This is a genomic window from Pseudomonas sp. IPO3747 (assembly GCF_013385245.1).
In the GTDB taxonomy this organism is placed as follows: Bacteria; Pseudomonadota; Gammaproteobacteria; order Pseudomonadales; family Pseudomonadaceae; genus Aquipseudomonas; species Aquipseudomonas edaphica.
In genome coordinates, this window is record NZ_JACAQL010000022.1 from 732 (window position 1) to 21,428 (window position 20,697).

The 20,697-nt window shown below is 60.7% G+C and carries 15 protein-coding genes; 2 read left to right on the forward strand and 13 right to left on the reverse strand.

Annotated elements, in window-relative coordinates:
• Positions 1-71: 71 nt before the first annotated feature.
• From HX790_RS21555 to HX790_RS21590, 8 genes are all read right to left on the reverse strand, one after another.
• The gene (locus tag HX790_RS21555) at positions 72-1,712 is read right to left on the reverse strand and encodes a BatD family protein (RefSeq protein WP_099549321.1); all 1,641 of its coding nucleotides are present in this window, start codon (positions 1,710-1,712) and stop codon (positions 72-74) included.
• A complete protein-coding gene (locus HX790_RS21560) occupies positions 1,709-3,448 on the reverse strand; it encodes a tetratricopeptide repeat protein (RefSeq protein ID WP_099549322.1) in 1,740 nt (579 codons plus the stop codon). The genes HX790_RS21555 and HX790_RS21560 overlap by 4 nt, the downstream gene beginning before the upstream one ends.
• A complete protein-coding gene (locus tag HX790_RS21565) occupies positions 3,445-4,533 on the reverse strand; it encodes a VWA domain-containing protein (RefSeq protein WP_017136651.1) in 1,089 nt (362 codons plus the stop codon). Before HX790_RS21565 ends, HX790_RS21560 begins: the two co-directional genes overlap by 4 nt.
• Positions 4,526-5,020 carry a DUF4381 domain-containing protein gene (locus HX790_RS21570; RefSeq protein WP_017136650.1) on the reverse strand — a complete coding sequence of 165 codons (495 nt, stop codon included), beginning with the start codon at positions 5,018-5,020 and terminating at the stop codon, positions 4,526-4,528. Before HX790_RS21570 ends, HX790_RS21565 begins: the two co-directional genes overlap by 8 nt.
• Positions 5,017-5,949, reverse strand: a complete 933-nt coding sequence (locus HX790_RS21575; RefSeq protein WP_017136649.1) for a DUF58 domain-containing protein — start codon at positions 5,947-5,949, stop codon at positions 5,017-5,019. Before HX790_RS21575 ends, HX790_RS21570 begins: the two co-directional genes overlap by 4 nt.
• 5 nt (positions 5,950-5,954) lie before the next feature.
• The gene (locus tag HX790_RS21580) at positions 5,955-6,914 is read right to left on the reverse strand and encodes a MoxR family ATPase (protein WP_003174327.1); all 960 of its coding nucleotides are present in this window, start codon (positions 6,912-6,914) and stop codon (positions 5,955-5,957) included.
• Between the two features lie 279 nt (positions 6,915-7,193).
• A complete protein-coding gene (locus tag HX790_RS21585; RefSeq protein ID WP_017136648.1) occupies positions 7,194-7,544 on the reverse strand; it encodes a hypothetical protein in 351 nt (116 codons plus the stop codon).
• A 126-nt stretch (positions 7,545-7,670) separates the two neighbouring features.
• Positions 7,671-9,389: a dermonecrotic toxin domain-containing protein gene (locus HX790_RS21590; RefSeq protein ID WP_176992103.1), complete on the reverse strand. Its 1,719-nt coding sequence runs from the start codon at positions 9,387-9,389 to the stop codon at positions 7,671-7,673.
• A 470-nt stretch (positions 9,390-9,859) separates the two neighbouring features.
• Between HX790_RS21590 and HX790_RS21595 the strand changes: the two genes are divergently transcribed.
• Positions 9,860-14,728 (forward strand): NAD-glutamate dehydrogenase, encoded by a 4,869-nt coding sequence (locus HX790_RS21595; RefSeq protein WP_017136646.1) that lies wholly within the window; start codon positions 9,860-9,862, stop codon positions 14,726-14,728.
• 195 nt (positions 14,729-14,923) lie between these two features.
• Here the strand turns inward: HX790_RS21595 and HX790_RS21600 are convergent, their stop codons facing one another.
• From HX790_RS21600 to HX790_RS21610, 3 genes are all read right to left on the reverse strand, one after another.
• Positions 14,924-15,610 carry a GntR family transcriptional regulator gene (locus HX790_RS21600; RefSeq protein WP_017136645.1) on the reverse strand — a complete coding sequence of 229 codons (687 nt, stop codon included), beginning with the start codon at positions 15,608-15,610 and terminating at the stop codon, positions 14,924-14,926.
• A 17-nt stretch (positions 15,611-15,627) separates the two neighbouring features.
• On the reverse strand, positions 15,628-16,329 hold the full coding sequence (locus tag HX790_RS21605; RefSeq protein WP_017136644.1) for a FadR/GntR family transcriptional regulator: 702 nt from the start codon (positions 16,327-16,329) through the stop codon (positions 15,628-15,630).
• A gap of 174 nt (positions 16,330-16,503) precedes the next feature.
• Entirely contained in the window at positions 16,504-17,829 is a 1,326-nt protein-coding gene (locus HX790_RS21610; protein WP_169986452.1) for a C4-dicarboxylate transporter DctA, read from the reverse strand.
• A gap of 217 nt (positions 17,830-18,046) precedes the next feature.
• Between HX790_RS21610 and HX790_RS21615 the strand changes: the two genes are divergently transcribed.
• Positions 18,047-18,676, forward strand: a complete 630-nt coding sequence (locus tag HX790_RS21615; protein ID WP_176992104.1) for a DNA-3-methyladenine glycosylase I — start codon at positions 18,047-18,049, stop codon at positions 18,674-18,676.
• Between the two features lie 138 nt (positions 18,677-18,814).
• Here the strand turns inward: HX790_RS21615 and HX790_RS21620 are convergent, their stop codons facing one another.
• Together HX790_RS21620 and HX790_RS21625 are read right to left on the reverse strand one after the other, a co-directional pair.
• Positions 18,815-19,582: an SDR family oxidoreductase gene (locus HX790_RS21620; RefSeq protein ID WP_170039609.1), complete on the reverse strand. Its 768-nt coding sequence runs from the start codon at positions 19,580-19,582 to the stop codon at positions 18,815-18,817.
• A 22-nt stretch (positions 19,583-19,604) separates the two neighbouring features.
• The gene (locus HX790_RS21625; protein WP_017136640.1) at positions 19,605-20,672 is read right to left on the reverse strand and encodes a phosphotransferase family protein; all 1,068 of its coding nucleotides are present in this window, start codon (positions 20,670-20,672) and stop codon (positions 19,605-19,607) included.
• Positions 20,673-20,697: the final 25 nt, after the last annotated feature.

Sequence of the window (20,697 nt, forward strand, 5' to 3'; positions counted from 1 at the left end):
TCGGCATACCTATGGCCATCGCAGGCAAGCCAGCTCCCACATGGGTTTTGTGCTGTCAGGTAGAGAGAGATTTACTTGGGATACAACGGCGGCAAGCTGGTGGTGTCCGTTGCCGGGTCTTGCGCACGCTCGACCATCGGAATTGCTTTGACCGCACGCCATAAATCTTCACCCAGCCAGTATTGGCCGCTCTCGCTGTACAGCGCGCCGTTCAACCCATCCAAGGCATCCGACAGCGGCACGAACCGCGCCGCCATGTCGGCCAGGGTTTCCGGTTGTTGCCGCGCCCAGGCGTCGAGTGCCTGGCGCGTGGCTTGCGGGTCGTTGGCCTGGGTGGCGCGCTTGAGGTCGTCCAACAGCGAGCGCGGGCTCGGGCCGGTTTGTACGGCGCGTTGCACGGCGGGTTGGCGACGTGCGCGCCACCACAGGCCAAAACCCAACAGCGTGGTGCAGGCAAGTATCAAGGTGCTCAGTTGCCACAGCCACAGGCGGCTATCGTCCGGTGCGGTAATGACCGTTGGTGTGGCGGGCGTGTCCACCACCAGGCTTGGGTTGGTCGCCACTTGCAGCGTGCGCGCGGGCAGGCTGGTGCGTTCCAGGTGATCTTCGTGGGTGTTCCACCACACCACTTCCACGGCGGGCAACTCCACGGCACCGGCGCGGGTTGGCACCAGGGCTTCGCGGTCCTCACGACTGCCGATCAGGCCACGGTCGCTGTTTTGGTTGCCGAGCACCGGCTGGTCCGGGTAGCGGCGCAGGCCATTGATGTCGCTGCTGGGCAGGGCCGGCAACTGGGCGCTGGACAGGCCTTCGGCCTTGACCGTGAGGCTGCGGGTCAGGGAGTCGCCCACTTGAACGTGATCAGGCTCGGGGTTCCAGACTTCGCTCAGGGTCAGGCTGCGCGCGGGCAGCCAGGCGGCGTCGGCGGGGTAGAACTCCGGCTTGGGCTTGACGGTCAGCGGCAATTGGGCAGAGCTTACGTGAATCAACTTGCCCGGTTTGGTGCCCTGCAGCGTGTTCTCTTGGGGCGGGCGCGATTCCACCAAGGTGGCGCTGAAAGTCTGCGCCGGAATCACCAAGGCACCGCTGTGCTGCGGGTAAATCGCATAGCGGGTTTCGATTACGCCGTGGCGAATGCTGTTGATGACCTTCTCGTAAGTGCGCGACTCGCCCAATTGTTCAATGCGCGCATCGGGGATTTGCAACGGCGTGAGGCTGCTGTCGTCATACAGCGACACCGAGTGGTACACGCGCACGGTCAACAGCACCTGGGCCTGAACGTACACACTGCTCTGGTCCAGATTGGCTTCGATAAACACCGGGGCCAGTTCGGCACTGGTGTTCTGGCTGGCGGTTTCCAGCACTTGCAGGCTGATCGGCTGGGTCTTGAGTTCGCCCACTTGCAGCGGCGGAATCACCACGGTGCCGTTTTCCTTGGGCAGCAACGTGATGATCCAGCGCGTGGTGGCGTGGTTATCGCCGCCCAAGGTAGTCAGTTGGTTGATCTGGCGCGTGCCGCTGACTTCAAACTGCGCATCCAGGGGTGACAAGTCGGGTTTGCCGAACTGGGTGACGTCGCTGGATTCCACTGTCAACTCCACCGTTTCCCCGGAATTGACGCGGCTGCGGTCGACACTCGCCACCAGGTTGGCCGCCTGGGCGTGGCTTGCCGACAGGGCGAGCAGGAGCAGAAGGGTGGTGCGGCGGCTCATCGAGTCTTGTCCTGATGTTGTTGCTGTTCGTACCAGAATTTACGTCGCAGCAGTTCGCCGGGGTTGTCCGGGATCTGCTGCAGCCATTGCTCCAGCGCCTGGCGGTGCTCGCCATCGAGGCTGGCATCGGCGGGGCGCAAGGGCGGGGTGGTGGTGTGTTCGTCCCCTAGCTCGCTGCCCGGTACGTCGTTGCCGCCGGCTTTGGGCGTGGCGCCCGTCTGGTTATCGCCGGCACTGGCCTGGCCTTGGCCTTGGGGTGATTGCTCGCCCCCCGTGGCACTTTGGCCGCTGCTGCCCGGTTGCGCAGTTTGGCCGGGTTGGGTGGTTTCGTCATCCTCATTTTTGACAGGCTTGGCCGGCTCGGGCTGGGCCTTTTCCTGGATCAGGGTTTCGACCAGCGCTTTGTTTTTCAGCGCCGGTTGCAGGTCGGGCTGGGCTTCGAGCGCTTGCTCATAAGCGTCGATGGCGGCTTCCAGTTCGCCGGATTTGGCCAGCGCATTCCCGCGATTGTAGTGGGAATACGCGTCATTGCCTTGGGCAAAACGCTTGATCGCCTCGGCGTAGTTGCCCGCCTCATACAGTGCCACGCCTTGCCATTGCGGGTCTTCGAAGTGTTTGGCGGCCTCGTTGGGGCGTTGTTTCTTCAGCAGATATTGGCCTTGCTGGTCGGGTCGCAGCCACAGGTCCTGAAGTTCAAAGGCATAGCTGGGCTGCGGCGCACCGAGTAACAGTAACGGCACGCAGAACAGCCAGCCGCGACGCCCGGCGCAGGCGGCGAGCAACAATAACGGTAGCAGCAGCCAGTAACCCTGGTCGGCCCAGGTGTCGAGGTGCAGCAGTTGGCCGTCGTTGCGCAGGGCCTGCGGGCCATCGAGCAGGTTGAGCTGGCGCAGGTCTTTGTCATCCAGGCGCGCGGCGCGGTAGCGGCCGCCCATTTCACTGGCAAACGCCTTTAGCGTCGGGCCGTCCAGGCGCGGCACCAGAATGGCGCCCTGGTCATCTTTAAGGAATTCACCGCTTTCCTGGGTCACCGGCGTGCCTTCGCGGCTGCCGATGCCGAGGATCGACAAGCTGGGGGCCTGGGCGCTCTGCAACTGCAGGCGAATGCCTTGACGCTCCTGTTTCGACAGCGACGAGCCGACCAGCAACAGGCGCCCCTGGCCGAGACCGGCTTGCTTGAGCAAACCCAGGGCTTTTTCCACCGCCAGATCGGCGCGATGGCCTGGCTCGGGCATGATCGAGGGGCGCAGGGCTTCGAGCAAGTTGCGGCTGGTGGCCAGATCATCCGACAGCGGCACCAGCGTATGGGCGCTGCCGGCATACACGACGATGGCGGTGGGCGCGTTGTCGCGTGCCTGCAGCAAGTCATAGAGCTTGCGCCGCGCCTGTTCCAAACGATTGGGCGGGCTGTCGGTGGCGAGCATTTCCGGGGTCAGCTCCAACAGCACCACCACCGGGTCGGCCGGTTTCTGGCTGTTCTGTTCAACCCTTTGCCAACTGGGGCCAAGCAATGCCAGCACGGCCAGCAGCCAGGCGATGCCCAACACCACCCAGGGCGATTTACTTTCGCGGCCATTGCCGCCACTGAGCAGCACCGCATGAAACGCCGGCGGCAAAATCATTTGCCAACGCCCGGCGCGCTTTTGTCGGTGCCACAGCTGCCACAGCAGCCAGCCGAGCAACGGCAGCAGCAACAACCACCAAGGGCGAAACCAGTGTGGCCACAGGTCGATCATCGACGCCTCCGCAAGCGCAGGCGTTTAAGGCGTTGGCGCCATTGCGGGTGCTGTTGCAGGAAAATGCCCTTGGTCGAGAGTTTGTTGAAGGTGCGTTGCAAGGGGTTATTGGGCCAGCGTTCTTGAACCACCAGCAACATGCTCAGGATCAACGCCAGCGCCAGCGGTGCGCTGTACAGCGCCTGGGCCGGGCGTGCCTGGGTCGGCTGTTGCGCGACGGGCTCAAGCTGGTCCAGGGTTTGTTTGATTTTTTGCAGCTCGTCGCCGTCGCGGGCGCGGAAGTAGCGGCCACCGGTGGCGTCCGCGATGGCCTTCAAGGCCGGTTCATCCAGGTCCAGGCTCGGGTTGACGCCCAGGATGCCCAACGAACCGGTTTGCTCCGGGTCGGCGCCGATGCCGATCGGGTAGATTTTCACGCCTTCTTCGGCCGCAAGGCGCGCGGCGGTCAGCGGGTCGATCTGCCCGGCATTGTTGGCGCCATCGGTGACCAGGATCAGCACACGGCTTTGCGCCGGGCGCTGGCGCAGGCGTTTCAAGGCCAGGCCAATCGCATCGCCGATGGCGGTGTTTTTGCCGGCGATGCCGATACGTGCTTCATCCAGCCAGGTGCGCACGGTGCGCCGGTCGAAGGTCAGCGGGGCTTGCAGGTAAGCCTGGCTGCCAAACAGGATCAGGCCCACGCGGTCGCCTTCACGGCTTTCCAGGAAGTCGCCGAGCAAATGCTGCACCAGGCTCAGGCGGCTGACGTCATCGTCCTGCCAGTGCATGTCAGGGAAATCCATGGAGCCGGACACATCCACGGCCACCAGCAAGTCACGGCCGCTGGCGGCAATGGGCAGCGGTTCGCCAAGCCATTCCGGGCGCGCGGCGGCGGTCAGCAGCAGCAGCCACAGCACCACGAACGGCGCTTGCTGGCGCCAGCCGGGCAGGTTGACCCGCGCACGGCGGCGCGCCAGGCCCTCAAGGTCGGCCAGGTAGCTGACCTTCAGCGCGGGTTCGCCGCTGTCGGCCACTGGCAGGATGAAGCGCATCAACCACGGCAAGGGCAACAGGGCGAAGATCCACGGCCAGGCGAACTCAAACATGTTTGCGAATCCAGGTATCGACCGCTTGGGTCAGGCCGGCGATGGCCTTGTCGTCGAGTTTGCATTCGGGTTTGTAGGCGCCTTCGACCAACACCATCCAGCGTGTAAGCCCGGCGGCCGGGCAACGGTTGTCGAGGAACGCCAGCCATTTGCGCCCGTTTAATGTGTGGCTCTGGCTGTAGGGGTAGTCGTTGCGGCACAGGCGCTTGAGCAGGCCATTGAGCTGCTGCAGCCAGGCACCGGCGGGCGCGCCGTCGTAGGGTTTGGGCATCAGCGCAAGTTCGGCCAGGGCGGCGATGCGCAGCGGGTCCAGCGGTTGTTCGGCGCGGGCCACGGGGCGTCGGGTGGGCAGGAAACGGCGCAACCACCATAGGCCCCAGCCCAGCAGCGGGATCACCAGCAGCAACAGCCACCAACCCGGCGCAGGCGGCCAGAACCCGATGGCCGGCGGGGCGATCAGTGGCTGCAGTTGGTCCAGGCTGCTCATTGCTTTTTAACCGGGCGTTGCGGGTTGAGGTATTCGCGCAATTGCTCGACCATCTCGCTTTGGGTGCTCAGGGGCATCAATAGAATGCGCAGCTTCTGTGCCAGCAGTTCCCAACGTGCAATGCGTTCCTCAGCCTGGGCTTTATAGGCCTGGCGCAAATCGAAATTCAGCGTGTCCAGTTCCAATTGCGCGCCACGTTCAGCGAAACGCAGCAGCCCGGCGGCGGGCAGGGCGTGGTCCAGTGGGTCGGAGATCGGCAACAATAACAGGTCGCAATGGCGTGACAGCAGGCTCAGCTGTTGCTCGGCGCCTTCGGTCAACGCGCGCTCATCGCAGATCACAATCACCAGGCTGCCCGGGCGCAACACTTCGCGGCCACGGCGCAGCGCCATGCCCAACGCGTCGGCTTCGGGGCGGCTTTCGGTATTCAGGCTCTGGTTCACGCGCACCAGGCGGTTAAGCAATTGCAGCAGGCTTTGTTTACTGCGCCGGGGCTTGATTTCGTAGTGCTCGCTGTCGCCGAACACCAACCCGCCGACGCGGTCGTTGTGCCCCAGCGCTGCCCAGCCGATCAAGCTGGCGGCTTGGGCGGCGAGTACCGATTTGAACATTTGCCCGGAGCCGAAGAACAGCCGACAGCTTTGCTCAACCATGATGAAAATCGGCCGTTCACGTTCTTCATGAAATAGCTTGGTGTGCGGCTCCTGGGTGCGGGCCGTCACGCGCCAGTCGATGGTGCGCACATCGTCGCCAGCCTGGTACACGCGAACTTGGTCGAAGTCGACACCGCGCCCACGCAGCTTGGAGTGGTGCAGGCCAATCAGCGGGCTGCGCTGGCTTGGCGTGGAAAACAGCTGCACTTCGCGCACGCGGTGGCGCATCTCAATCAATTCGCTGAGCGTGACGCGGATTCCATCGCCGGCATTCATGGGGTTCAAGCGACGGCAACGACGTCGAGAATGCGTTGCACCACGCGGTCCTGGTCAATGCCGGCCGCTTCGGCCTCGAACGACAGGATGATGCGGTGACGCAGCACATCAAACAGTACTGCCTGGATATCTTCCGGGCTGACAAAGTCGCGCCCGGCCAGCCACGCATGGGCGCGGGCGCAGCGGTCGAGGGCGATGGAGCCGCGCGGGCTTGCGCCATAGGCGATCCACTCGGCCATTTCAGGATCGAACTTGGCCGGGGTGCGCGTGGCCATGACCAGTTGCACCAGGTATTCCTCCACCGCATCGGCCATGTACAGGCCGAGGATTTCCTTGCGCGCGGCAAAAATCGCCTGCTGGCTCACGCGGCGCTCGGGCTTGGTTTCGCCATTGAGCGCCTCGCCACGGGCTTGCTGCAGGATGCGTCGTTCGACCGCCGCGTCCGGGAAACCGATTTTGACGTGCATCAAGAAGCGATCGAGCTGGGCCTCGGGCAGTGGGTAAGTGCCTTCCTGCTCAATGGGGTTTTGCGTGGCCATGACCAAAAACAGCGGCGACAGGTCGTAGGTGCTGCGACCCACACTGACCTGGCGCTCGGCCATGGCTTCGAGCAATGCCGACTGCACCTTGGCTGGCGCGCGGTTGATTTCGTCCGCCAGTACCAGGTTGTGGAAGATAGGGCCTTGCTGGAACACGAAGCTGCCGGTTTCCGGGCGATAGATCTCGGTGCCGGTGATGTCGGCCGGCAACAGGTCGGGGGTGAACTGGATACGATGGAACTGCGCTTCAATACCTTCGGCCAGCTCTTTGATGGCCTTGGTCTTGGCCAGGCCCGGTGCGCCTTCTACCAGCATATGGCCGTCGGCGAGCAGGGCGATCAGCAAGCGATCGATGAGTTTTTCCTGGCCGAGAATCTGCGTAGAAAGAAAGGTTCGCAGCGCAAGCAGCGCTTCACGATGTTCCATCGATGACGGTTCCTGGAGAGATGAGCCCCAACGTCGAAAAAAACCGCCGGGCCTGGGGCGTCTACTTTAATGCATCGCGGGGTGTAGCGACTAACGGCGCGGCGGGTATTTTTAGCAAAACTTGTAGGATTTTTGTGTGGAAAGCACAAATTCCACTGAGGGTCGCTCGGCCCCTGTGGGAGCTGGCTTGCCTGCGATGGCATCAACTGGAGTGACCTGATACACCGAGGTGCCTGCATCGCAGGCAAGCCAGCTCCCACATTTGATCCTTGGAACAGCCTAAATCCGGCTAAAGGTGCCGGTGCCCTTGAGGATGTTCTGCAAGGTTTCTTCCACTTCAGCCAAATCCGACGCGGCGGTGGTGTGGTTGATCCGCAAGTGGTCCTTGCCGCCCAGTGCATCGGCATCACCCGCCGCCAGTTCAATCACCAGCGTGGTGTCACTCAAGGTCACTTTCAGCCCATCCAGGGTCGACGGTTCGTAATCCCAGGTCAGCTCAACCTCATCTTCGTCCGGGTAACGGCTGAGCATGAACATTTCGCCATTATTGCCGTGGCAGCACAGCATGGCCATGTTGTCTTCTTCTTCGTCACAGGGTGTGGCGATCAGGTGGGGAGTGGTCAGTTGCATGGGCAGTCCTCTAAAAGCAGCGTACTTGAACGACGGGCGGCTAATTTTGCCATCGTACAAACGTTTACGCTGCTCTTAAGTGGATGGGACTGCCCCTGCAACTACGGGTATCGCACTTGCAGTGGGTTATTTCGCCAAAATAGTGGCCTTTAACACTGTTTTGATCGGCCCGGTGATGGGCTCTGAAGCCTTGCCAGCCCCCGCAGTCAGTATTGGCTTGAGCGCATTGAATACACCGAACGTAATCCTGTCATCGGCGTTTGCGCGGTCGTTGGCGTTGTCGTGAATGCCCACGCCCACTTCCAGCAATCCGGAGCCCACACTCAGCGCCGTCAGCAAGATGCCCACGGGGGGCAGTGCCAAGCCAATGGGGGTTGCAAGCAGAAGCGCTCCATCCAACCATTTTTTTGCCTTAAGAATTGTTTGCTTGTTGTGGTCTGTGTTCAGCACGAACGCCTGGTTGGTACTGGCTTTCATGCTTTTTTCTGTGCGCTCTTGAACCTCGCTGAAAGGGTCGCCCGTGATGTTTTTGCCATCAAATACGCCACCCTCTTCCCAAAAGCCTTGCCGTTCCAGGAAGTCCACAGCGCCTGGCTCTTTGATGTGCTGTCGAATCAGCTCCAATCGCGCATCGAAGCCTTTTTTAAATAATGAAGACGAAGCATCTTTTGGGGAGAAATGTTTTTTGAAAGCGGCGGCTTTATCTTCGTCAATCAATTGGGTAGCCAGCCATTTATTCATTGCTTGGGGCGAATCGAACGAGTGGATGGGGGACGAATTGCCTGGAATGTATAGAAGCGTTTTCTGAGTATTGACGTCTCTGGTATAGAAAATGTCAGTGGAGTGGAAGCCACTGAAACTCAGAAATTTGGTCTCCAGGCTTGCGTCTGGCGTGTGCGGTTTAACCAGTGTTTCCAGCCCTGCATCCAGATAAGTCTGGTTGGCGGGTACACCGACGAGGCTCATGGCGATCTTTCGGCCTTCCTCGTCCAGCGAGCGCTCATGATGTTGCGCGTGCGCTGCATTAAGGTAGCTAATTTTGGCAAGTGCGGTATAGGACTCACGGGTTTCAGGCGACCACTTGAAGTTCAGGTACTGGTCGTAGGGTTTTTTATAGGCATGGTCCCAGACCATTTTTTTGAAGTCGGCCGGGGGGATCTGAACATGATGGCCCGCACCGTAAGTAGTGGGTGCGTCGGGCGAGGGCTCAGTCACAATACCGTGATAATAAGTATTGAAATTGCCCACGAGTGGACGTGGGAAAGTGCCGTCCCAATTGGGCTTTTCCGTGTGGCGGGAATTAGACTGTATGTCGAAGGGTTCGGTAGGTTGCCCTTTGGGAGCCTCTTGTTTTCCAGTCATCCCCTTGGGCCGTGGTGTGTGTTGAATATTCAGGCATGCCGCATCCGCCAGGGAGATTTTTTGTGTAATGACCGCCTTGTGAGGCGTGGTGTTTTTGTCATAAGCAAAGGTGACCAGAAAGGTTTTTTCCGGATCGACGTCGATCCCCCACTTTTGTTTAATCTGGGCTGCTACATGTTCTGAGGTATGTTGAGTGGCGGACATGAAGGGTTTGTACTTGTCGGCTGCATACCTGTCGAGCGCGTTGTTTCTTTTTAATGGCTCGGAAAAATAAGAGGCTGGCCAGCTATCGTGTTGCACGGCAGGTTGTTCTGGCCGTACGGTCTGCTCGCCCCACTTCAACTCCGGGCGATCCCAGTTTAATTCAGGGAGGGGAGGCTTATTATGGGCTTGGCGCGGTGTTGGGTAAGTGGGAACGCCATTCGGTACATTCGTCGAGGCACTGATAATACCCTGACTTACAGTTGCAGTTATGCTGGTCATACTAAACGCTCACTTCAATTAATCAGTGGGCCGTCCGTGGTGTGTTTGCGCAATCGATGCTGTGTGCATCGAGTCAGTTTTAATTGGTCGAATGAGCTGTATTCACTCCATTCAAAATGCCTATGGCCTACACAGAAAAAAACTATCGTCCTACTCGCCCAGGTGCAGGGCGCTAGAGAATGTTCAGCGCTGCCTGCGCTTGACCGAATATGTCGCCGTACGGAAAGCAACCGTCTTCCTACACTCGTTAAGCTGCGCAGTGGATGCGCCACCGTCAGGCCGTTGACCTGCCCGTCGTACCGTCACCTGCCAAACGGCGCATCCGATGTGACCTGATCGCCTTGCGCAGCTTCACCCACCTGTCACCTCGATTCGTTATAAGGTTATTGACGAACAGAGCTGACGGTCTCCCCGCAAGGGGATAACACGCGACGCTTCCATCAATAACAAGCCCAAGCGGAGTACCACAGATGGCGTTCTTCACCGCAGCCAGCAAGTCCGACTTCCAGCATCAACTGCAAGCGGCACTGGCGCAGCACATCAGTGAACAGGCACTGCCACAAGTGGCGCTGTTCGCTGAGCAATTTTTCGGCATTATTTCCCTGGACGAACTGACCCAACGTCGCCTTTCCGACCTGGCCGGTTGCACCCTGTCTGCCTGGCGCCTGCTTGAGCGCTTTGATCACACCCAACCGCAAGTGCGGGTCTACAACCCCGATTACGAACGTCATGGCTGGCAGTCGACCCACACCGCGGTCGAAGTACTGCACCATGACCTGCCATTTCTGGTCGACTCGGTACGCACCGAGCTGAACCGCCGTGGCTACAGCATCCACACCCTGCAAACCACCGTGCTCAGCGTGCGTCGCGGCAAAAAAGGCGAGTTGCTGGAAATCCTGCCCAAAGGCACCCAGGGCGAAGGCATTCTGCAAGAATCGCTGATGTACTTGGAAATCGACCGTTGCGCCAATGCCGCCGAACTCAACGTGCTGAGCAAAGAGCTTGAGCAAGTGTTGGGCGAAGTGCGCGTGGCCGTGGCCGATTTCGAACCGATGAAAGCCAAGGTCCAGGACCTGCTGGCCGGTATCGACGCGAGCCAGTTCAGCATCGACGGCGAAGAAAAAGCCGAGATCAAGAGCTTCCTGGAATGGCTGGTGGGCAACCACTTCACCTTCCTTGGTTATGAAGAGTTTGTGGTACGTGACGAGGCGGACGGCGGTCATATCGAATATGACACCGGCTCCTTCCTCGGTCTGACCAAATTGCTGCGTGCCGGCCTCACCGCCGAAGACACGCGCATCGAAGACTACGCCGTGGCTTACCTGCGTGAACCGACCGTGCTGTCGTTCGCCAAGGCCGCGCACCCGAGCCGCGTGCACCGTCCGGCGTACCCGGACTATGTGTCGATCCGTGAGATCAGCGCCGACGGCAAGGTGATCAAGGAACACCGCTTCATGGGCCTCTACACCTCGTCGGTCTACGGCGAAAGCGTGCGAGTGATCCCTTACATCCGCCGTAAAGTCGCGGAAATCGAGCGCCGCTCGGGCTTCCAGGCCAAGGCACACCTGGGCAAAGAGCTGGCCCAGGTGGTTGAAGTCTTGCCGCGTGATGACCTGTTCCAGACCCCGGTCGACGAGCTGTTCAACACCGTGATGTCGATCGTGCAGATCCAGGAGCGCAACAAGATTCGCGTGTTCCTGCGCAAAGACCCGTACGGTCGTTTCTGCTACTGCCTGGCCTACGTGCCGCGCGACATCTATTCCACCGAAGTGCGCCAGAAGATCCAGCAAGTGCTGATGGATCGCCTGAAAGCCTCGGACTGCGAATTCTGGACCTTCTTCTCCGAGTCCGTCCTGGCCCGTGTGCAGCTGATTCTGCGGGTTGACCCGAAGAACCGCCTGGACATCGACCCGCTTCAACTGGAAAAAGAAGTGGTGCAGGCCTGCCGCAGCTGGCAGGACGACTACGCCAGCCTGGTGGTGGAAAGCTTCGGCGAAGCCCAGGGCACCAACGTGCTGGCGGATTTCCCGAAAGGCTTCCCGGCAGGTTACCGCGAGCGTTTTGCTGCGCATTCGGCTGTGGTCGATATGCAGCACCTCAACAGCCTGACCGAAGCCAACCCGTTGGTCATGAGCTTCTATCAGCCGCTGGGCCAGGTCTCCGGCCAGCGAGAGCTGCATTGCAAGCTCTACCACGCCGACACGCCACTGGCGCTGTCCGACGTGCTGCCGATCCTGGAAAACCTCGGCCTGCGCGTGCTGGGCGAGTTCCCGTACCGCCTGCGTCACGCCAATGGCCGTGAGTTCTGGATCCATGATTTTGCGTTCATTGCCGCCGAAGGCGTGAACCTGGATATCCAGCAGCTCAACGACACCCTGCAGGACGCGTTCGTGCACATCGTGCATGGCGATGCCGAAAACGATGCGTTCAACCGTCTGGTACTTACCGCCGGCCTGCCTTGGCGCGACGTGGCGCTGCTGCGTGCTTACGCGCGTTACCTCAAGCAGATCCGCCTGGGCTTCGACCTGGGTTACATCGCCAGCACCCTGAACAACCACACCGACATCGCTCGTGAGTTGACCCGGTTGTTCAAGACCCGCTTCTACCTGGCGCGCAAGCTCACCGCCGATGACCTCGAAGACAAGCAGCAACGCCTGGAACAAGCGATTCTCACGGCCCTGGACGATGTTCAGGTGCTTAACGAAGACCGCATCCTGCGTCGCTACCTGGACCTGATCAAGGCTACCCTGCGCACCAACTTCTACCAGACCGACGCCAACGGCCAGAACAAGTCGTACTTCAGCTTCAAGTTCGACCCGCGTGCGATTCCTGAGCTGCCCAAGCCGGTGCCGAAGTTTGAAATCTTCGTGTACTCGCCGCGCGTTGAAGGCGTGCACCTGCGCTTTGGTAACGTTGCGCGCGGCGGCCTGCGCTGGTCCGACCGTGAAGAAGACTTCCGTACCGAAGTGCTCGGCCTGGTAAAAGCCCAGCAGGTCAAGAACTCGGTCATCGTGCCGGTGGGCGCGAAGGGCGGCTTCCTGCCGCGTCGCCTGCCATTGGGCGGCACCCGTGACGAGATCGCGGCCGAGGGCATCGCCTGCTACCGCATCTTCATTTCCGGCCTGTTGGACATTACCGACAACCTCAAGGACGGCGCCCTGGTGCCACCGGTCAACGTCGTGCGTCATGACGACGATGACCCGTACCTGGTCGTCGCGGCGGACAAGGGCACTGCGACCTTCTCCGACATCGCCAACGGCATTGCCATCGACTACGGCTTCTGGCTGGGCGATGCGTTCGCTTCCGGTGGTTCGGCAGGTTACGACCACAAGAAAATGGGCATCACCGCCAAGGGCGCGTGGGTCGGTGTGCAGCGTCACTTCCGTGAGCGCGGCATCAACGTGCAGGAAGACAGCATCACCGTGGTGGGCGTCGGCGATATGGCCGGTGACGTGTTCGGTAACGGCCTGTTGATGTCCGACAAGCTGCAACTGGTCGCGGCCTTCAACCACCTGCATATCTTCATCGACCCGAACCCGAACCCGGCGACCAGCTTCGTCGAGCGCCAGCGCATGTTTGAGCTGCCGCGTTCGGCGTGGACCGACTACGACACCAGCATCATGTCCGAAGGCGGCGGGATCTTCTCGCGCAGTGCCAAAAGCATCGCTATTTCGCCACAGATGAAAGAACGCTTCGACATCCAGGCCGACAAGCTGACCCCGACCGAACTGCTCAACGCCTTGCTTAAGGCGCCGGTGGACCTGTTGTGGAACGGCGGTATCGGCACTTACGTCAAGGCCAGCACTGAAAGCCACGCCGATGTGGGCGACAAGGCCAACGACGCGCTGCGCGTCAATGGCAATGAGCTGCGCTGCAAAGTAGTGGGCGAGGGCGGTAACCTCGGTATGACCCAATTGGGCCGTGTGGAATTCGGCCTCAATGGCGGCGGCTCCAACACTGACTTCATCGACAACGCCGGTGGTGTGGACTGCTCCGACCACGAAGTGAACATCAAGATCCTGCTCAACGAAGTGGTGCAGGCCGGTGACATGACCGACAAGCAGCGCAACCAGCTGCTGGCGAGCATGACCGACGAAGTCGGCAACCTGGTGTTGGGCAACAACTACAAGCAGACCCAGGCGTTGTCCCTGGCCGCGCGCAAGGCTTACGAGCGTGCTGCCGAGTACAAGCGCCTGATGAGCGACCTGGAAGGCCGTGGCAAGCTGGACCGCGCCATCGAGTACCTGCCGACCGAAGAGCAGCTTGTGGAGCGTGCCTCCACCGGTAAGGGTTTGACCCGTCCTGAGCTGTCGGTGTTGATCTCCTACAGCAAGATCGACCTCAAGGAAGCCCTGCTCAAGTCGCTGGTGCCGGATGACGACTACCTGACCCGTGACATGGAGACCGCGTTCCCACCGAGCCTGGTGGCCAAGTTCGGCGAAGCCATGCGCCGTCACCGCCTCAAGCGCGAAATCGTCAGCACCCAGATCGCCAACGACCTGGTCAACCACATGGGCATCACCTTCGTTCAACGACTCAAAGAGTCGACCGGCATGAGCCCGGCGAACGTGGCCGGTGCTTACGTGATCGTGCGTGACATTTTCCACCTCCCGCACTGGTTCCGTCAGATCGAAGCCCTGGACCACCAGGTGTCCGCCGACGTGCAACTGGAGCTGATGGATGAGCTGATGCGCCTGGGCCGTCGTGCCACGCGCTGGTTCCTGCGCAGCCGTCGCAACGAGCAGGACGCTGGCCGCGACACCGCGCACTTCGGTCCGCACCTGGCGGCGTTGGGCCTCAAGCTCGACGAATTGCTGGAAGGCCCGACCCGCGAAGGCTGGCAGAACCGCTACCAGGCCTATACCGAAGCCGGCGTACCGGAATTGTTGGCGCGCATGGTTGCAGGCACGACTCACCTGTACACCTTGCTGCCGATTATCGAAGCCGCCGACGTGACCGGGCATGACGCCGCCGAAGTGGCCAAGGCCTACTTCGCCGTCGGCAGCGCGCTGGACCTGCCGTGGTACCTGCAGCAGATCAGCGATCTGCCGGTGGCCAACAACTGGCAGGCCCAGGCCCGCGAAGCGTTCCGCGACGATGTGGACTGGCAGCAACGGGCGATCACCATCTCGGTACTGCAAATGGCCGACGCGCCACAAGACATGGAAGCCCGCGTGGCCCTGTGGCTTGAGCAGCACCAGGACATGGCCGATCGCTGGCGCGCAATGATGGTCGAAATCCGTGCAGCAGTCGGCACGGACTACGCCATGTATGCGGTCGCCAACCGTGAGTTGCTCGACCTGGCGTTGAGCGGTCAGTCGGTGCTGCAACCGGCTTGATCCCTCGGTAAAACAAAAGCCCCCGTATCGTAAGATGCGGGGGCTTTTTGTTGGCGCCACATTCATCAAACCCCACACACCCAATGTGGGAGCTGGCTTGCCTGCGATAGCGGTCTTTCAGTAACAGGAAGGCTGCTGACCCACCGCTATCACAGGCAAGCCAGCTCCCACAGTTTGATGTTCATCCACTTGGACTCAGTGGTGTTTGAGTAATTTGCTTTCCAGATGATCCAGGTGCTGAGTCATCAGGGTCACGGCGCCACTTGAATCGCGTTGCTCCACCGCATCGACAATCCCCAGATGCTCCTGCCAGGCGCAGTAGGTGCAGGCTTTCGCCTCATATTGCGCAATGATCAACGACGTCAGTGGCACCAGGCTGTTGAGGAATTGCGCCAACGGTGCGTTGCCTGCCATCTGCGCCAATTGCAGATGAAACTCCCCCGATAATCGAATCGCTGGCCCGCGCTGGTCGCGTTCGATGCAGTCGCGCTCCCGTGCAATCAACTCGCGCAGCTGGCGTATCTGCGGGGTGGTCGCTTGGGCGCAGGCCAACTGCACCACGGTGATCTCGGTCATCCGCCGCGCCTCCAGAATCTGACGCGCCTGCTGCGCATCCGGCGCCGCCACCTGGGCACGCTGGTTGGGGCGCAGGATGATCACTTGCTGATGGGACAGCTTGGCCAGCACACGGCGAATCACACTGCGGCTCACACCAAAGGTTTCGCCCAGGCTCTCTTCGGTAAAACGGCTGGCCGGGGCGATGCGTTGTTCGAGGATGGCATCGAACAGGCGTGGGTAGATGTCATCCACCGAAAGTTTTTTACCGCCAACCAGGCGCAGGGCAGGGAGGACGGCATTGCGTTGCAGGGCGGGGGCGCTCATGGTCGGTCTCCAAAAAATCAGCTGCCCAGATGGTCGTCCGGGATATTCAAACGAATGCCCATGCGCAGGCCTTCCTGGAGGATATGTCGGCGCATTTCGGCGCTCGCCAGGGCGCTGTTCTTGTTGCGGATGGCGCGCACCACGGCGTCGTTTTCCTGCAGGCGTTCGGCCAAGTGTTCGGGTGAATTGCGCAGTACCTGGGCGCTTTGCTTGAGGGCGTTGCTGGTTTGTTGCACCACGTTCTGGAAGATCGGGTTGGACGTCAGCGCGAACAGCTCTTCGTGAAAGCCGATGTAGGCGTTCATGCCCGCTTCGGCGTCGCCGGCATCCAGGGCTTCGCGCATGTCCATCAAGGTCAGGCGCAATTGGCCGACTTCCTTGCTGCTGATGGACTGGGCCACCAGGCCGACAATGAAGGGTTCGAGGGTGTAGCGCAGTTGCAGGATATCTTCGAGGCTGGCGTCGGCCACGGCGTCGCTGGACTGTGGCTCGCTGACGCTGGTTTCCAGCACGACCACGCCTTTGCCGGGCATCGAGCGCACCAGGCCCAGGGTTTCCAGCACGATCACGGCTTCGCGCAGGCTCGGGCGGCTGATGCCCATCTGCTCGGCCAGTTCACGCTGGCCGGGGAGCATGTCGCCCTGGCGCCACTGGCCCCGCTTGAGTGCGGCGCGCAGTTTTTCTACGACTGAGTTGACGACGGTTGAAGTGCTGATCACGTCTACGTCTCCTTGATGTTGCCAATAGAGTGGCGATTCCATGTGGGAGCTGGCTTGTCGGGTCGCCGCATCGCTGCGATGACTGACTGCCAGCCAACATCTCTATGGCTGACCCACCGCTATCGCAGCGATGCGGCGACCCGACAAGCCAGCTCCCACAGTTGGATCGCGTTGCTAGAATTCCTGATGCGCCGGCAGCACCGGCTTCTTGGCCTGGAAGGCATACCCTTGCTCGCCATCGAGCACCTTGTTGGCGCGCTGGATATCAATGTCTTTTTCCCAACGGGCAATGGCCACGGTAGCGACACAGTTGCCGATCAGGTTAGTCAGCGCGCGGCCGATGCCCATGAACCAGTCCACCGCCAACACCAGCACCAGCCCCACCACCGGAATCGCCGGGATCGCGGTCAGCGTGGCCGCCAAAATCACCAGCGCCGAGCCCGGAATGCCGTGGGCACCTTTGGAGGTGATCAACGACACCAGCAGGATGGTCAGCAAATCAGTCATCGACAGCGGTGTGCCGGTGGCATTGGCGATAAATACGATGGCCAGGGTCAGGTAGATCGAGAAACCGTCGAGGTTGAACGAATAACCGGTCGGAATCACCAGGCCGACGGTGGAGCTGCCAATGCCCAAGTGCTCGAGTTTACGCATGATCTGCGGCAATACCGCGTCGGAGGAGGCGGTGCCCATCACGATCAGCAGCTCTTCGCGCAGGTACTTGAGCAGCGGCAGCATGCGCAGGCCGGACAAACGCATCACCAGGCCCAGCACCAGCCCGACAAAAGCAAAGCAGGTCAGGTAGAACAAACCCACCAGGCTGCCCAGGTGTTGCAGCGAATCCAGGCCGTAGGTGCTGGTGGTAAAGGCGATGGCGCCGAATACACCGATCGGCGCCAGACGCACAATCATGCCCATGATGCGAAAGATCACATGGCTCAGCTCGTTGATCAGCCGCGAGATGCCGGAAGCGGCTTCGCCCACCAGGTTCAGCGCGCTGCCGAACAGCACCGAAAACAGCAGCACTTGCAGCACATTGTTGTCGGCAAAGGCGCCGATCACCGAATTGGGGATCAGGTCCATCAGGAACTGGCTGGTGCCGCGAATGTGCTGGCCCTTGTCGGCCAGCTCATTGAGACCGGCGGACGACAGTTGCTCCAAGTGAATATTGGCGCCTTGGCCAATACCCGTGCTGAAGGCCATGATCAGGCCGATCACCAGGGCGACGGTGGTCAGCACTTCGAAGTAGATCACTGACTTCAAGCCAATGCGTCCGACCTTCTTCAGGTCGCCGGCGCCGGAGATCCCGCTGACCACCACGCAGAATACGATCAGGCCAATCAGCATTTTGATCAGCTTGATAAAGCCGTCACCCAGGGGTTTGAGTTGTGAGGAGAATTCGGGAAGGGCCAGGCCGCAGATAACGCCTAACATCAGGCCAATCACGACTTGCAGGAAAATCGAACGCGAGCACCATCTGAGCATGGGAGGGATCTCTATTCGGTGCCCTGGTGGTTCCAGGGCTTAATTGTTGTGGTCTTACCGGTATGTCCAGTGCGCGGCCAGTCTACGCTGGGTTTTTTTCAAATCACAAGTAAATATTCGACGGTTGTCAGGTCCCGGTCTGACCAGTTGGTCGGTAAGGGTGATGCTTGAGCGGTTGGCGGGCGGTAAATTTTTTCGCTTATGATCCGCGCCTTGATTGGCGAGGTAGTCGATGGACAAACCAGGGTTGACCACGGATTCAGCAGGCCAGACTCACTGCACCTGGCGCACGGCCGCGCCGGAGTACCCGCGTTACCACGACGCCGAGTGGGGTGTGCCGGTCGCAGACGATATCCAACTGTACGAGAAGATCTGCCTGGAAGGTTTCCAGGCGGGCATGGCGTGGATCACCATTTTGCGCAAGCGCGAGCAGTTTCGGGCGGCGTTCGAAGGGTTTGATTTTCGCCGTGTCGCCCACTACACCGAGGCCGATATCGAGCGGCTGATGAACGACCCAGGCATCGTGCGCAACCGCGCGAAGATCGTCTCGACCATCAATAACGCACGCCGGGCCTGTGAGTTGGTGGACGAAACCGGTTCGCTGGCGCGCTGGTTGTGGGCGTTTGAACCCACGCCCGAGGAACGCCCGGCGGTGGTGGACATGGCGTACTGGACCGGCAACCCGACGTCACCGGCGTCGCTGCGTTTGTCCAAAGCCTTGAAGAAGCGCGGCTGGACCTTTGTTGGCCCCACCACGATGTACGCGCTGATGCAGGCGATGGGGATGGTCAATGATCACTTGGAGGGCTGCGTTTGCCGCCCGCGCATAGAGGCGCTACGCCAACAGTTCAAGCGCCCTTGAGTGTGTGGCGAGGGAGCTTGCTCCCGTTGGACTGTGCAGCAGTCTCCCGATTTTTGGGGGCGCTTCGCACCCCAGCGCAAGCAAGCTTGCTCGCCACAGTAAGCTTGCTACCCCAGGGTTTTTGCGGTGCCTGGAAGGTCAGGACAGGAAGCCACCGTCCACATTCAGCGACACACCGGTGGTGTAGCTGGACGCATCACTGGCCAGGAACAGCACCGCACCGGCCATCTCGCTCGGGTCGGCTACGCGCTTGAGCGGGATCTGCGCCAGGGCCACCTTCAGGATCGAGTCGTTCTTGACTAGCGCCGAGGCGAACTTGGTGTCGGTCAGGCCCGGCAGCAAGGCGTTGCAACGGATGCCGAACGCCGCGCATTCCTTGGCAAACACTTTGGTCATGTTGATCACGGCGGCCTTGGTCACCGAGTAGATGCCCTGGAACACGCCCGGGGAGATGCCGTTGATCGAGGCCACGTTGATGATGCTGCCGCCGCCGTTGTCGCGCATCAGCTTGCCGGCTTCCACCGACATGAAGAAGTAACCGCGGATGTTCACGTCAACGGTCTTCTGGAAGGCGCCCAGGTCGGTGTCCAGTACGTTGCAGAATTGCGGGTTGGTTGCAGCGTTGTTAACCAGGATATCCAGGCGCCCAAACTGTTCGCGGATACCGGCGAACACTTGGGTAATCTGCTCCATTTCGCCGATATGACAGGCCACGGCGGTGGCTTTGCCGCCCGCGGCGATGATCGCGTCGGCCACGTGCTGGCAGCCTTCGAGCTTGCGGCTGGAGACGATCACATGGGCGCCTTGCTGGGCCAGGAGCTTGGCGATGGCTTCACCGATGCCACGGCTGGCGCCGGAAACGAAAGCGATCTTGCCGTCGAGGTCGAACAGGTGGGTCTTGGACATGCTGGGTTCCTTGCTCTTGTAGTCAGAGGGCTGATTTAGCGATGACATTCAGGCTCATTTGCTCCAGCAGCTTGTTCATATGGATGAACTGCGCAAAGCGTTTGTCCTGGGTCTGGCCGTGAAAAAAGCGGTAGTAGATCTGCTGCACAATGCCGGCCAGGCGGAACAGGCCGTAGGTGTAGTAGAAGTCGAAATTATCGATCTGGATGCCGGAGCGCTCGGCGTAATAGTCGACGAATTGGCGACGAGTCAGCATGCCCGGCGCGTTACTGGGCTGGCGGCGCATCAGTTGCACGGGCGCAGGGTCAGCGGCTTCGATCCAGTAGGCGAGGGTGTTGCCCAAGTCCATCAGCGGGTCGCCCAACGTGGTGAGTTCCCAGTCCAGCACGCCGATGATCTGCATCGGGTTGTGCGGGTCGAGGATCACGTTGTCGAAGCGATAGTCGTTGTGCACGATGCTGGAAGTCGGGTGGTCGGCCGGCATCTTGTCGTTAAGCCACGCGCGGACCTTTTCCCAGCTGGGCGCGTCGGGCGTCAGGGCTTTTTCGTAGCGGTCGCTCCAACCGCGGATCTGGCGTGCTACATAACCTTCGGGCTTGCCCAGGTCGGCCAGGCCGCAGGCAGCGTAGTCGACCTGGTGCAGTTCGACGAATTTATCGATAAAGCTCTTGCACAGCGCCTCGGTCTTGGCCGCGTCCAGGCCCAGTTCGGCCGGCAGGTCAGAGCGCAGGATGATGCCGTTGACGCGCTCCATCACATAGAACTCGGCGCCGATCACCGACTCGTCAAGGCAGTGCACATAGGCTTTGGGGCAATACGGGAAGCCGTCCTTGAGCTGGTTGAGAATGCGGTATTCGCGGCCCATGTCGTGGGCGGACTTGGCTTTGTGGCCAAATGGCGGGCGGCGCAGCACGAATTCCTGGCCAGGGTATTCCAGCAGGTAAGTCAGGTTGGATGCGCCACCGGGGAACTGGCTGATCTTGACCGTGCCGGCAAGGCCCGGAATATGCGCCTTGAGGTAGGGATCGATGAGGCTGGCATCAAGTTCTTCGCCGGGGCGAATCTGGGTCGATTGGTCGTTAAGCGCCATGCTTATCCCTTCTGCTTATTCTAAA